Origin of the sequence: Rufibacter hautae (assembly GCF_008271695.1) — a bacterium.
GTDB lineage: Bacteria > Bacteroidota > Bacteroidia > Cytophagales > Hymenobacteraceae > Nibribacter > Nibribacter hautae.
In genome coordinates, this window is sequence record NZ_VKKY01000002.1 from 1,352,589 (window position 1) to 1,366,946 (window position 14,358).

Below are 14,358 nucleotides of genomic sequence, written 5' to 3' on the forward strand. Positions count from 1 at the left end.
CGGTAATTAGTGAAGGATATTTCCGGTTGATTTTATTAGTGTATAATAAGCCAGGCCAGCGTCCGCTTTGGCTAGTTCCAGGTTGATGAGCGCCTGGTACAGGCGGGTCTGCGCCTCTATTCTATCTGTAGCCGAAGCCACTTTGTTTGTATAGCGGGAGGCCTCGCTGCGGTCGTTCTCCTCCGCTTGCGCAATGGAGGTCTGCAAGATGTTGATTTTCTCCAGCGCCAGCAGATAACGTTGGTAGCTTTGGTTCACCTCGGTTTTCAATTGGTCCGTGGTCAGCTCGCGGCTAATGTCCAGCTGGGTCTTCTGGATTTTGGCTTCCGCGATCTTGTTTTTATTGGTCCAGAGGCGGTCAAAGTTCCAGGCGGCGGTCAACCCTACAGTCCCGATGGCCAATGAGCCATGCGTAGGCGGAATGATGGACCCGCTGGGATTAATATGGTAAGCATCCGCAGAGGCAACCAACGCCGGAAGCGCATCGGCTTTAATGGACTTGATGTTGTTCTCGGCGGCGCGGCTGTTGAGGTCAATGGCCTGCAGTTCCTCGCGGTTTGCCAAAGCAGAATCCACATAAGCGGCCAGAGACACATTGCGTCCGTCCGGGGCAGCGGCGTTATCTACCACCAAGTCATTGTTCTCCGGCAAGCCCAGTAGCACGTTCAGGTTATAGACCACAATCTTGCGGTTTGTCTCCAGGTCGGCGCCGGTGAGTTCCACGTTGCTACGCTGCAGTTTGAAGCGCAGCACATCGTTTTTGGTCACAATTCCCTGTTCAAAGAAGCGTTGCGCCTGTTTGATCTGCTTGTCTATGGCCTGCAGGTTCTGCGCCACCACTTTCTGGCTCTGCTGCAGCTTGTACAGGTTGAAGTAAGCGTTGGTCACGTGGTAGGCGATCTCGTCTTTGTCTTTTTCAGCATCCAGACGGGCCACCTGCGCCATGAGGTCAGTTGATTCTTTGGCGTACTTCAGTTTGTTACCGGCAAAGATGACCTCCTGCACAGAAATGGTTCCTAAGAGGGCATCGGCGCGCTTGGGCAGGAAAAAAGGCTCCGCGTTCTCAGACATCTGCAGGATGTTAGACGGGATTTCGGCGTGGTTATAGGTATAGCTGGCGCTGGCTTTGGGTTTGGCCTCGTCTTTCACCTGGTTGAATCGGGAGATGGCCTGGTCAATTTTGGTCTGGGACAAACGCAGCACTTTGCTGTTCTGCACCCCCAGTTGCACGGCTTCCTGTAGGTTCAGGTGTTTGGCTTCCTGGGCCGCCACTGGTTGGGCAAACGCCATAATTAGGCTAAGCCCGCCAATCAAAGCGGCCGATCTAACGCCCCGTCCTGGAGCAGGAAGTACGGCAGAAGCATTACTTCTCGGTTTCATGTATTAGTAAGTGTGTTTTTAAGGAATCTTGTAAGTAAGCCAGCAGGCGCGGCTTCATTTCCTCCTGCAGCACGTGGTCGTCCATCAAGTCCATTTTCAGGATTTTGGAGGCCAACCGGCGGGAGTTGATGAGGTAATTCACCGTCCCGAAGATGCCGGCCACGGTCATTTCTATGTCTACCTCCCGGAATTCGCCTTTCCTGATGCCTTCTGCCAGCACCCGGTGCACCAGCATTACATTCTGATAAAGGTTCTCCAGCACGAAGTCGGTCACCTCGGTCCCGCTGCGGATCACGGAGATTTCCCGGAAGATGATCTTGTGGAAGTATTTGCTTGTGGCCACCCGGCTCACGTACAACTGCACGATCTGGTTGATTTTCTCCCAGCACGGCATGTCCTGATGGGCGATCTCCTCAAACTCTTTTCTGGTTGAGGACATCCGGCGCTCTACTACCGCTTTCAGCAATCCGTCCTTAGACCCGAAGTAATAGTTGAGCATGGCCATGTTCATGCCTGCCTCCTGGGCCAGCAGCCGGGTAGAGGCACCGTCGTAGCCCATCTCCCCGAACACGCGTTCCGCCACATTAAGCAGGTGCTCTTTCTTGTCTATTTTCTCTTTCTCTGCCATTTTCTTAAGGTGGCGCAAAGTTAATCAATCGATTGATTAATTAACAAGGTAAGATTATGTTTTGTTTCAGGTACTCTGATAATTGTCTAAGAATGAGGACGGAAATTTTGTGAGTAGCCTGCAAAAAGCAGGCGAGTGGCAGTTTGGAGTAATCTTAACGAAACTTCTTTTAAAAAACCTATTAGGGGACCTGCCCTAAAATCTTAAGCAGGGAGTGTTCTGTTTTAACCCTATTTTGATAAAAACAGGACCTAATCACACCATCCTACAGATTGCTCCACTGGGTACGTTGCCTTCTTCTAGCCAGCTGAGCGATGGAGGAAGCCAGTATTACCCCAAGTAACCCAGCCGCGATGGCCGTCATAATCATGTCATTCATGATCATCTCGCGGTCCCGCAGGGCAAAACGCAGGAAAAAAGTTGGAATAGAAATCAGCGCCACCAGACCCCAATACCGGAAGAAAGCCGCTCCCTCCTCTGCAGGATGAATAGCTGGCATTCGTAGGGCATCTATAATTAGATAAAGGCCCAGGACCAAACTGCTCAGGTATTGGTTGATATGGTACCCAGGCACTTCCCTGCCCAAAATCTCATAGCTGGCGGCTAGCACCGGAATGTGCTGCGCGGTGTAGCCATAGTGGTGGGTAAAGTCATCGCAGAGCAGGTGCAGCACCACGCCCAGAAACGCCGAGGTGATTACCACCACCCAATTCTCTTTGAAGTAAGCCGGCCAGTTAAACCGTTGGAAATGGGAAAACCGTTTCTGCAGGAAAACCGGTAAATGGCCCAAAAACGGATTTCTGACCCAGCAATGGTACAGAAACGCCATGATTACCACCACCGGAATGTCAAACAGGAAAATCCCTCGCAACGTGTGGCTGATGTCCGTTTCGGCCCTCATTCTGAAAAAGAACTCAAAATCTGGGGCCATGCTGCCCAGCACCATGGCGGTAAACGAGACTTTCTGACCAGAGACTGACTTGAACGGCAAAACCACCGCGGGGTGCGAAAAGGTGAACGGCATGGCAAACGGCGTAAAAGAAAAACCCGGTGCGGTGGCACCGGGCTCTGATATCAATCTAGTTTAAGAACTGCAAGGAAGGCTTCCTGCGGAATTTCCACGTTGCCCACTTGGCGCATACGCTTCTTCCCTTTCTTCTGTTTCTCCAAGAGCTTGCGTTTACGCGAGATATCCCCGCCGTAGCACTTAGCCAACACGTTCTTTCTAAGGGCTTTCACCGTTTCACGGGCAATGATCTTCTGCCCAATGGCCGCCTGGATCGCAATTTCAAACATCTGGCGCGGCAACAACTCACGTAGTTTCTCGCAGAGGCGCTTGCCCCAGTCATAGGCTTTGTCGCGGTGCACAATGGCGGAGAGCGCATCCACTTTCTCGCCATTGAGCATGATGTCAAGTTTCACCATGTACGACTCCCGGAACCCGATGAGTTCGTAGTCCAGGGACGCGTAGCCGCGGCTGATGGTTTTCAGTTTATCGAAGAAGTCAAACACGATCTCGGCCAGGGGCATCTCAAAGATCAGCTCCACCCGGTCTGAGGTCAGGAAGTTCTGGGCTTTCAGGATTCCGCGCTTGTCCATACAAAGAGAGATAATCGGGCCGATGAACTCGGCTTTGGAGATGATCTGCGCTTTGATGAACGGCTCCTCAATGTGGTCAATGAAGTTAGGCTCCGGCATTTCAGACGGGGCGCTTACCGCCACTTCGCCGTCTTTGGTGGTGAAGGCCTTGAACTGCACAGACGGCACCGTGGTAATCACGGTCATGTCAAACTCGCGCTCCAGACGCTCCTGCACAATCTCCATGTGGAGCATGCCCAGGAACCCGCACCGGAACCCGAAACCAAGGGCCGCCGAAGTCTCCGGTTCCCATACCAGGGAAGCATCGTTCAACTGCAGTTTCTCCATAGAGGAGCGCAGTTCTTCGTACTCGGTGGTTTCTACCGGGTAGATCCCCGCAAATACCATGGGCTTCACCTCTTCAAAGCCTTGGATCTGGATGGTGTCCGGGTTGGCGGCGTGGGTGATGGTATCCCCTACTTTTACCTCTTTCGCGTTCTTGATTCCTGAGATCAGGTAACCCACGTTTCCGGCGCCCATTACCTGCTTCGGTTCCTGGTTCAGTTTAAGCACGCCAATCTCGTCTGCCTCGTACTGTTTGCCGGTGGCGATGAATTTTACCTTGTCGCCTTTGCGCAACGTACCGTTCATGATCCGGAAGTACACCTCAATACCGCGGTACGAGTTGAACACCGAGTCAAAGATCAAGGCCTGCAACGGCGCCTCAGGATCGCCTTTGGGCGCCGGGATGCGGTCACAGATAGCGGCCAGAATCTCCTCAATCCCGATACCCGCTTTTCCTGAGGCATGGATGATGTCTTCGCGCTCACAGCCAATCAGGTCAATGATCTGGTCGCTCACCTCCTCAGGCATGGCGTGCGGCAGGTCAATCTTGTTCAGCACCGGGATAATCTCTAGGTCGTTGCCTATGGCCAGGTACAGGTTAGAGATGGTCTGCGCCTCAATCCCCTGCGAAGCATCCACAATCAAAAGAGCGCCTTCGCAGGCGGCAATGGAGCGTGACACCTCGTAGCTAAAGTCTACGTGGCCGGGCGTGTCAATCAGGTTGAGAATGTAGTCCTCGCCTTTATAGTTATAGTTCATCTGGATGGCGTGGCTCTTGATGGTGATGCCGCGTTCCCGCTCCAGGTCCATGTTATCCAAAAGTTGGTTCTGCATTTCCCGCTCGGTCACCGAGGAGGTAAACTCCAGCAGACGGTCGGCCAGGGTACTTTTGCCGTGGTCAATATGCGCAATGATGCAAAAATTGCGGATGTTCTTCATAAACGAGATATTACAAGAGAACAAAGATACAAAATAAAGCGCGCTGCCGGAACGGGTTTCTTTAGGTGTACGCTACTTTTTCTAGGGAGGTAAGCGTTTGTGGGCTGTTTTTGGCAAAAGGACCCAGAAACGGAATAGTACCTTTCCTAAGTATCCGAAGGATTGAACCTTGGCAAGGCCTTCTCTTCTAACTTATTTGTCTGTAGTTCTACGTAGTTCTGTCAGTTTATACGGTATCTTTTCATTTCCCCTTCCTTCAGGCTTACCTAATCAATTGCCAAACGTATACACCGCATCAAAAGTGAAATTTATGGCAGAGAACAGAGGTAACGGGGTGTTCAGAGGAACTGAGGGGCACATGGCCGAGGTAGTGGAACGCAATATCAAAGCGTTGTTGAACCGCCGCAAACAAGAGGATCATACCAGAACCGCGTCTGAGCGGATTTCAGACGCGGTGACCAAATTCACGGGCAGTATGCTGTTTGTGGTCATCCACCTTGTGATGTTTGGAACTTGGGTGGTGTGGAACCTGGGGTGGTTGGGTCTGCCGCCGTTTGATGAATCATTTGTGGTGCTGGCTATGTTTGCCTCGGTGGAGGCTATTTTCCTGTCTACCTTCGTGCTCATCAGCCAGAACCGCTCCAACATCCAGGCCGATAAACGCGCCGACCTAGACCTGCAGGTCAGCCTGTTGGCTGAGCACGAAATCACCCGCCTGGTCACCCTGGTCACCGCCATCGCGAAGAAAATGGACATTGACGAGGCCCATGACCCTGAAATAAACGAACTCGCCAAGGATGTCCAGCCCGAGAAAGTGATGGATACCATGGAAAAGCACCAGGAGAGCCTGAAAAAGGAAAAAGCGTAAAACAAATAACTCTATGCGGCCTGCCGTTTTTGGCCTGTTTATCAAAAAGAAGCAGAAAACGGGTTCTATTCCTCGGGCTTCAGGTTGGGGAAAGCCCACTTCAGGCGCACGGCCAGTATCCTAATGAAGATGATGATCCCGATGGCAATCCAGACGGGCACGCCGGGCGGAACCGGGGCCAAGCGCATGAGCAGGTAAGAAGCTCCGCCTGCCAGGCAAGCCGTGGCATATACCTCTCTTCTGAAGATCAGGGGAATCTCGTTACACAGGATATCCCGCACGACGCCCCCAAACACCGCCGTAACCACGCCCATGACCAAGGCAATCAAGGGCGGCACATCCAGCCTGAGCGCTTTCTCCATGCCCAGGATGGTAAACAAAGCAATACCCACGGTGTCAAACAAGAACATGGTTCTTCTGAACCGGCCAATGCTTTTCCTGAAAAACACCGTCACCATCACCGCCACAAAAACCGTGATCAGCAGGCGTTCGTCCTGCACCCAAACTGGGCGCAGGTTCAGTAACAAATCGCGCACCGTTCCTCCCCCCAGAGCCGTTGCAAAGGCAATGACCGTGGCGCCAAAGGGATCCAGCTTCTTATCGGCGGCTGTGAGGGTACCGCTGATGGCAAACACGAAGGTACCTACCACGTCAATAAAGGGAATGAGGGCGGGGGCAGGAAGATCAGGCATAGGCAGAAATTTTTGGTAAACTACGCAAAAGCAAAGGAGTTGGGCACCTATCTCTGAACGAAACCCGTTTAGGAGCTGTTTGAAAGAATTAAGCCCAAAACACCGAAAGGAAAGCCTCCGTACCTGCCTATACCTCTGGTTGCCTTATAGCTAGGTTTAACCTAGGCAAATGGAAGTCTTAAATAGAGCTCAGAAAATTCTGACTTGCCCGAACTGCTCCCAGGATTGCGCCTCCACCATTCACCTAAAATTCGTACTTTCGCACAACGTTCACCAGCTAAGCTAACAAATGTCAGTTACTACTGTACAACCCTACAAACCGGTCAACCATATCCGCATTGTCACCGCCGCCTCTTTGTTTGACGGCCACGATGCGGCTATCAATATCATGCGCCGCATCATCCAGGCGTCTGGCGCCGAGGTCATTCACCTGGGCCACAACCGCTCCGTGCAGGAGATTGTGGACTGCGCTATTCAGGAAGATGCCCAAGCCATTGCCATTACCTCTTACCAAGGCGGTCACCTGGAGTATTTTAAGTACATGTATGACTTGCTCAACGAGCGGGGCTGCGGCCACATTCGCATTTTTGGCGGTGGCGGCGGTGTGATCCTGCCCACTGAGATTGAGGAACTGCACGGCTACGGCATCGCCCGCATCTATTCTCCCGATGACGGACGCGCCATGGGCTTGCAGGGCATGATCAATGACATGCTGCAGAAGTGCGACTTCCCCACCGGTCAGAACCTGAACGGCGAGGTGAAGCACCTGAAAGAAAAAGACATTAAATCCATTGCCCGGCTTATTTCCGCGGCCGAGAACTTCCCTGAGGAGTTTGCTCGCGTGAAAGAGCAGTTGATCTCCGGCATTGACCAGCAAGCTGCCGCAAACCAACCCCAAACCGCTACTCCTGTCTTGGGCATTACCGGTACGGGCGGAGCAGGTAAATCATCGTTAGTGGATGAACTAGTGCGTCGGTTTCTGATGGATTTCCCTACTAAGACCATCGCCATTATCTCGGTGGACCCAAGTAAGCGGAAAACGGGCGGCGCCTTGCTGGGCGACCGCATCCGGATGAACGCCATCAGCAACAGCCGCGTGTACATGCGCTCGCTGGCCACGCGCCAAAGCAACCTGGCCTTGAGCAAATATGTACAAGACGCCGTAGACGTGGTGAAAGCCGCCCAGTTTGACCTGATCATTCTGGAGACCTCGGGCATTGGCCAGTCAGACACCGAGATAATTGAGCATTCAGACGCCAGCCTGTACGTGATGACGCCGGAGTACGGTGCCGCCACCCAGCTGGAGAAAATTGATATGCTGGACTTCGCCGATATCATTGCCTTAAACAAGTTTGACAAGCGCGGTGCCCTAGATGCCCTGCGCGATGTGAAAAAACAATACAAGCGCAACCACCAGTTGTGGGACGTGAGCGATGACCAGATTCCGGTGTTCGGGACTATTGCCTCGCAGTTCAACGACCCCGGCATGAACCGCCTGTACAAAGCCTTGATCGCAAAAATCTCGGAGAAAACCGGCGTCACTTTTGACTCCAGTCTGCAGGCCACCGGCGAGATGTCTGAGAAAGTCTACATCATCCCTCCTGCCCGCACACGCTACCTTTCCGAGATTGCGGAGAACAACCGCAGCTACGACAAGTGGGTGCAAGACCAGGCTGCGGTGGCCCAAAAACTCTACGGTATCCGGCAGTCCATTGAAGCCATCCAAGCCATTGAGGTGGAAGATAAGGACCGACTGATTAAGGGATTAGAGTACGCCTTTGAAGAAACCGCTTTAAGGCTAGACGGCCAGAACAAGAAACTGCTGGAGCAGTGGCCCGAGAAGCGCCAGAGCTACAAAAACGAGTTTTATGAGTTCAAGGTGCGGGACAAGGTACTCAAGGTGAAAACCCATACCACCAGCTTGTCGCAACTTGAGATTCCGAAGGTAGCCACGCCGCGCTACGAGGCCTGGGGAGACTTGCTGAAGTGGAACCTGCAGGAGAATGTACCGGGCGAGTTCCCGTACACCGCGGGCGTGTTCCCCTTCAAACGCGAGGGCGAAGACCCTACCCGCATGTTTGCTGGCGAAGGCGGACCAGAGCGCACGAACCGGCGTTTCCACTACGTAAGTAAAGGATTGCCTGCCAAACGTTTATCTACCGCCTTTGACTCTGTTACTTTATACGGCGAGGACCCGGACCTGCGTCCGGATATCTACGGGAAGATCGGTAACTCAGGGGTAAGCATCTGCTGCCTGGACGATGCCAAGAAGCTGTACTCCGGCTTTAACCTGGCCGATCCAATGACCTCGGTGTCCATGACCATCAATGGTCCGGCCGCCATGCTCACCGGTTTCTTCATGAACGCTGCGATTGACCAGCAGTGCGAACTGTACATCAGGGAGAACGGTCTAGAGGCAGAGGTGAACGACCGTATGGATGCTATTTTCCAGAAATCGGGCCAGAAACGCCCTACTTACCAGGGCGAGTTGCCAGACGGCAACAATGGCTTAGGTCTGATGCTCCTGGGCGTGACCGGAGACCAGGTATTGCCGGCGGATGTCTATGCTCAGATTAAGGAGCGTACGCTGGCCTCAGTACGCGGCACCGTGCAGGCCGATATCCTCAAGGAAGACCAGGCGCAGAACACCTGTATTTTCAGCACCGAGTTTGCCCTGCGGTTGATGGGTGATGTGCAGCAGTACTTCATTGACCACAACGTCCGCAACTTCTACTCGGTGTCCATCTCTGGGTACCACATCGCGGAGGCGGGCGCTAACCCAATCTCGCAGCTGGCCTTTACCCTGGCGAACGGCTTCACTTTTGTGGAGTATTACGTGAGCCGCGGCATGGACATCAACGCCTTTGCGCCTAACCTGAGTTTCTTCTTTTCCAACGGCATTGACCCAGAGTATGCGGTAATTGGCCGCGTAGCCAGAAGAATCTGGGCGAAAGCCATGAAACTGAAGTACGGTGCCAACGCCCGCTCGCAGATGTTGAAGTACCACATCCAGACCTCGGGCCGCTCACTGCACGCGCAGGAAATCGACTTCAACGACATCCGAACAACCCTGCAGGCGCTGTATGCGATCTACGACAACTGTAACTCGCTGCACACCAATGCTTATGACGAGGCTATCACCACACCTACTGAGGCTAGTGTGCGCCGGGCTATGGCTATCCAGCTCATCATCAACCGTGAGTTAGGCTTGGCCAAGAACGAGAACCCGCTGCAAGGCTCCTTCATCATTGAAGAACTGACGGACCTGGTAGAGGAAGCCGTGTTGCTAGAGTTTGACCGGATCACCGAGCGTGGTGGAGTGTTAGGTGCCATGGAGACCATGTACCAGCGTGGAAAGATCCAGGAGGAAAGCCTGTACTACGAGACCCTGAAGCATACCGGTGAGTACCCTATTATTGGCGTAAACACCTTCCTGAGCAGCCAGGGCTCCCCTACCGTGATTCCTTCTGAGGTGATCAGAGCTACGGAGGAAGAAAAGCAGTACCAGATCTCCATGCTGCAGGAACTGCAGGACCGCCATGCGGACAAAGCTCCTACCTGGTTGAAGCAGTTGCAGGAAGTGGCCGTGCAGAACGGCAACATCTTTGAAGCCCTTATGGAAGCCTCTAAGTACTGCTCTTTGGGTCAGATCACCAATGCCTTGTTTGAGGTAGGTGGCCAGTACCGCCGGAACATGTAATTTAAGACTTGAGCCAAGCCTTCGTTTTTGGCCTGTTTTTATGAAAGGAGCCTGCAATTGCAGGCTCCTTTTTTGTTATCTTAGGAATAAATCTTTCGAGATTCTAACCTTTTAAATCCTGAAGGAAAACAGATGCTGTCGAAAAGAAAATACAGGCTATTTTGAAGGTCTTCTACCCATTTCCAGGTCAAATTCTAAGCGCATCCTTTCCATGGATTTGGCAAAACGGCCTAGGCACCTTGACCACAAAAATATTCTTGTGCTTAGGTGTTTAATTTAATACAAGAATAATGTAAATTTTACCTTGAAGTTAACAAGATTGAAGAATTTTACGTTTATACTATAAACGCAACAAGCCATGAAAATTATCACAACCGTTACCTCTATCCTCGTGATCGGTGCCCTCGGCTTCTTGGCAACTACCTGGTTGTCGCCCGGAAATATCCCGCTGGATCTTTCTGATGAAGATTATCACCTGTATTTATAAACAGGGAAACTCAAGGGCCTTTCACTCCACCGAAGCGTGGATTTGCGTTCTTGTACCATCCAAATTCCATAGAAACCGTACCTTTACCTAACAAAAGATAAACTATGGAATTAAACGACCTTTCAAAAAGAATCAGCTACATCATTGGCCGGGACATGGCAGCCAACTTTGCCAAACAGGGCATTGAAGTAGAACCAGAAGCCTTGCTTTTCGGGCTGAAAGAAGCCATCAGCGGAAATCCCTCCAAGCTGGACCAGAACGAGGTGCAACAGGCCATGATGCAACTGCAGGAGCAGATGCAGGAAAAACAACAAGGCATGGCGGGTGCGTCTGGAGAGCAAAACAAAAAAGAAGGGGAAGCTTTCCTGGAAGCTAACAAGGTAAAGGAGGGTGTTCACTCCCTGCCTAGCGGACTGCAGTACCAGGTACTGGAGAGCGGCTCCGGAAAAACCCCTACCAGAAACTCAAACGTTACCACCCACTACCACGGCACTTTAATAGACGGAACCGTATTTGACTCTTCCTACGAGCGCGGTGAGCCGGCTTCGTTCCCAGTTAGCGGCGTAATTGCCGGTTGGACAGAAGCGCTCCAGCTCATGAAAGAAGGTGATAAATGGCGTCTGTTTATCCCAAGCAACCTGGCCTACGGGACCAGAGGCGCGGGCGGAGACATCGGTCCGAACGCCACCTTGATCTTCGACGTGGAACTTATCACCGTCAATAACTAAGCCTTCTTGGCAGAATAAATAAAAAGGAGAATGTGCCCAACGGCCGTTCTCCTTTTTTTTAGAGGAAAGATGGAAAGACTTCAAATTTTTCCTGAATGCTTCTATCCTTGGCTTAAAAATTAAACGAGGTGAAAAAGTTACCTATAACTTAGGACAGGAGCGTTTTAAGCCCGTTTTCTAAGTTCTTGCCCAAAAATAAAAGGCTGGCTCCTAAGGTTGGTCAGGAGGGCATGGTGGACTCGTGCTCTAGCCAATCAATGGCTTCTTCTACCTGGGTAAAGTAATGGATGTGGATGGGTAAATTGATCTTGCAGACCTTGTTTAAGGAATAGTCATGGATCATCTGCTGGTATCGCTCCTCAGACATAACCAAGGCAACTTGCATACCCTGGGGCACAGCAGGATTGGCCTCGCTTTGCAGGATGCTTAACTCCCACTCCTCGGCTTCCATGGAAAGAGCTCCCCTGCTTGAGGTGTTGATAAGGCATTTTTCCAACTTTTCAGCAGAGATCAGTTTGAATAGTTCGTTCATTCCTTGCTGACACACTTCCAAACCAATATCCTTTTTCCACTTCAACATTGCAACATTCAGGGAGGTATCTAACCAGACTTTGAAAGAATCAGTCTCAGCTTGAACCATAGAATCAACTTTAATTGAATTATAATTTTTCAAAGTATTTAATAGTAATATTTAATTATATAATATGCTTATTTTAATCAAGATATGATGTCTATACATTAAATGCAAATTATTTAAAGAATATCACAGTTGGCATTTCTATTATCAATGCACAATCTTAGGCCAGGTGTCTTGAAAGGCAATTTTGGTTGTTCAAATAGGTTAAAATATAAACCTTGAAATTCAGGGGCTAACTGCATTGAAATTACAGTGCACCTGTTAATTTTGCCCGCCTTCTTTGAAGGGATGTTTTCGGTTTCCCGTTAGGAGAAATCAACGAGTTGCCTCTGCAGCAATGAACAAGGCCGAAGAGGAGAATTTTACCAGCATACTATAATGAATACCAACAGTCACTCTCACAGTCACTCCCAGCGAGTATCGGGTGCAGGTTTACTTATCGCCTTAGGTATCATTTACGGTGACATCGGGACTTCTCCGCTGTACGTGATGAAAGCCATCATCGGGTCTACCCCTATCAATGCCACCCTGGTGTACGGCGGCATTTCCTGCGTGGTCTGGACCCTTACCCTGCAAACCACCATCAAGTACGTAGTCCTGACGCTTCAGGCCGATAACAAGGGCGAGGGCGGGATTTTCTCGCTGTACGCGCTGGTAAGGCGCAAAGCGAAATGGCTCACCATACCGGCCATGCTGGGCGGAAGCGCTCTGCTCGCCGATGGGGTCATCACCCCGCCCATCTCCGTTTCCTCGGCGGTGGAGGGTCTGCTGCTCTTGAACCCTGATATCCCTACCGTTCCCATTGTCATTGGCATTCTGGTGCTCCTGTTCCTGTTGCAGAGTTTCGGGACGCAGATTGTGGGCAAAGCCTTTGGGCCGGTGATGTTCGTCTGGTTCAGCATGCTGGCCACGCTGGGCATTTTATCGGTGATGGACCACCCCGAGATCCTGAAGTCGCTCAATCCATACTACGCCTATGACCTGCTGGTGAACTATCCGGGCGGTTTCTGGCTGTTGGGTGCCGTGTTCCTGTGTACTACCGGGGCCGAGGCACTTTACTCAGACCTGGGCCACTGCGGCAAGGGCAACATCAGGATCAGTTGGGTATTTGTGAAGACCTGTCTACTGCTCAACTACTTTGGACAGGGCGCGTGGCTTATGCAGTTCGAGGGGAAAGAATTGGTTTCTTTGGGCACCACCAACCCGTTCTATGGTCTCATGCCTGACTGGTTCCTGCTCATCGGGATTATCATTGCCACCATTGCCGCTGTGATCGCCAGCCAGGCCTTGATCACCGGGTCTTTCACCCTCATAGGCGAAGCTATCAGGTTGAACATGTGGCCCAAGGTGCGCCTCATTTATCCTACCAACGTGAAAGGCCAGTTGTATGTGCCCAGCATTAACCTGCTGCTGCTCTTGGGCTGCGTGGGCGTGGTGCTGTACTTCCGGGAGTCGGCCAACATGGAGGCGGCGTATGGCCTGGCCATTACCGTGACCATGTTGATGACCACCACCCTGCTCAGCTATTACCTGATCACTAAAAAGGTGGCCAAAGTAGCCATTTTCCTTTTTCTGCTGGTGTACCTGGGCATTGAGGGCTCTTTCCTGCTGGCCAACCTCATCAAATTCCCGCACGGTGGCTGGGTCACGCTGCTGATTGGCTCCCTGCTGATCTCGGTGATGTACATCTGGCTCAGAGCTTTCTATATCAAGCGCCGATTAACCGAGAATGTCTCTTTGACCGAGTATGTAGAGGCGCTGCGGGAATTGAGCGAGGATGAATCCATCCCGAAATACGCTACCCACCTGGTGTTCATGACCAGCGCCGACCGTCCGACCGAGATTGAGTCCAAGATCATTTACTCCATCTTCCAGAAACGACCCAAGCGCGCCGATATCTATTGGTTTATCCACGTGAATACCGTGGATGACCCGTATACCATGGAGTACAAGGTAAAGGTGCTGGCCAGCCAGGATGTGGTGCGCATTGACTTTAACCTAGGTTTCAGGGTAGAGCAGCGCATCAACCTTTTCTTCCGGAAAGTGGTGGAAGACCTGGTAAAAAACAAGGAGGTGGATATCACCAGCCGCTACAGCTCTTTGAACAAGCAGAACCTCATCGGGGATTTCCGGTTTGTGGTGCTGGAGAAATTCCTGAGCTATGAGAACGACCTTCCGTTCTGGGAGAATACCATCATGCAGTCGTACTTCAACATAAAACAGTTCACCACCTCAGAGGGCAAATGGTTTGGCTTGGACACCAGCTCGGTTAAAATTGAGAAGGTGCCGCTCATCATTAAACCCGCCCGCGAAGTAGAACTGAAACGCATCAAGTAAAAACCTGATTTCGGGCTCTTTTCCAGAATTCTCTAAAAC

At 51.6% G+C, this 14,358-nt stretch carries 11 protein-coding genes; 5 read left to right on the plus strand and 6 right to left on the minus strand.

The genetic code is table 11. The annotated features are described in order from the left end of the window. Positions 1–6 precede the first annotated feature (6 nt). From FOA19_RS14465 to lepA, 4 genes are all read right to left on the minus strand, one after another. A complete protein-coding gene (locus FOA19_RS14465) occupies positions 7–1,380 on the minus strand; it encodes a TolC family protein (protein ID WP_223808908.1) in 1,374 nt (457 codons plus the stop codon). Then, positions 1,364–2,008, minus strand: a complete 645-nt coding sequence (locus FOA19_RS14470) for a TetR/AcrR family transcriptional regulator (RefSeq protein ID WP_149091494.1) — start codon at positions 2,006–2,008, stop codon at positions 1,364–1,366. The genes FOA19_RS14465 and FOA19_RS14470 overlap by 17 nt, the downstream gene beginning before the upstream one ends. A gap of 265 nt (positions 2,009–2,273) precedes the next feature. Further along, positions 2,274–3,032, minus strand: coding sequence for a DUF4184 family protein (locus FOA19_RS14475; RefSeq protein WP_149091495.1), 759 nt, complete (start codon positions 3,030–3,032; stop codon positions 2,274–2,276). A 50-nt stretch (positions 3,033–3,082) separates the two neighbouring features. Next, the gene (lepA, locus tag FOA19_RS14480) at positions 3,083–4,870 is read right to left on the minus strand and encodes a translation elongation factor 4 (protein ID WP_149091496.1); all 1,788 of its coding nucleotides are present in this window, start codon (positions 4,868–4,870) and stop codon (positions 3,083–3,085) included. A 310-nt stretch (positions 4,871–5,180) separates the two neighbouring features. On the opposite strand from lepA, the gene FOA19_RS14485 reads away from it, so the two are divergent. After that, on the plus strand, positions 5,181–5,738 hold the full coding sequence (locus FOA19_RS14485; protein ID WP_149091497.1) for a DUF1003 domain-containing protein: 558 nt from the start codon (positions 5,181–5,183) through the stop codon (positions 5,736–5,738). Between the two features lie 65 nt (positions 5,739–5,803). On the opposite strand, the gene FOA19_RS14490 is transcribed toward FOA19_RS14485, so the two are convergent. Beyond that, positions 5,804–6,430 (minus strand): trimeric intracellular cation channel family protein, encoded by a 627-nt coding sequence (locus FOA19_RS14490; protein WP_149091498.1) that lies wholly within the window; start codon positions 6,428–6,430, stop codon positions 5,804–5,806. 289 nt (positions 6,431–6,719) lie between these two features. On the opposite strand from FOA19_RS14490, the gene FOA19_RS14495 reads away from it, so the two are divergent. The 3 genes from FOA19_RS14495 (at position 6,720) to FOA19_RS14500 (ending at position 11,345) form a co-directional block, all read left to right on the plus strand. Continuing rightward, positions 6,720–10,130 carry a methylmalonyl-CoA mutase family protein gene (locus tag FOA19_RS14495; RefSeq protein WP_149091499.1) on the plus strand — a complete coding sequence of 1,137 codons (3,411 nt, stop codon included), beginning with the start codon at positions 6,720–6,722 and terminating at the stop codon, positions 10,128–10,130. Between the two features lie 358 nt (positions 10,131–10,488). Then, positions 10,489–10,617, plus strand: coding sequence for a hypothetical protein (locus tag FOA19_RS23680; protein ID WP_262713906.1), 129 nt, complete (start codon positions 10,489–10,491; stop codon positions 10,615–10,617). Positions 10,618–10,721: 104 nt separating this feature from the next. Beyond that, positions 10,722–11,345, plus strand: a complete 624-nt coding sequence (locus FOA19_RS14500) for an FKBP-type peptidyl-prolyl cis-trans isomerase (RefSeq protein WP_149091500.1) — start codon at positions 10,722–10,724, stop codon at positions 11,343–11,345. Positions 11,346–11,565: 220 nt separating this feature from the next. Here FOA19_RS14500 and FOA19_RS14505 read toward each other — a convergent pair whose 3' ends face one another. Then, complete coding sequence (locus tag FOA19_RS14505; protein WP_149091501.1) at positions 11,566–11,877, minus strand: hypothetical protein; 312 nt, start codon at positions 11,875–11,877, stop codon at positions 11,566–11,568. Positions 11,878–12,360: 483 nt separating this feature from the next. Between FOA19_RS14505 and FOA19_RS14510 the strand changes: the two genes are divergently transcribed. Then, positions 12,361–14,319, plus strand: a complete 1,959-nt coding sequence (locus tag FOA19_RS14510) for a KUP/HAK/KT family potassium transporter (protein WP_149091502.1) — start codon at positions 12,361–12,363, stop codon at positions 14,317–14,319. The last annotated feature ends 39 nt before the right edge of the window (positions 14,320–14,358 follow it).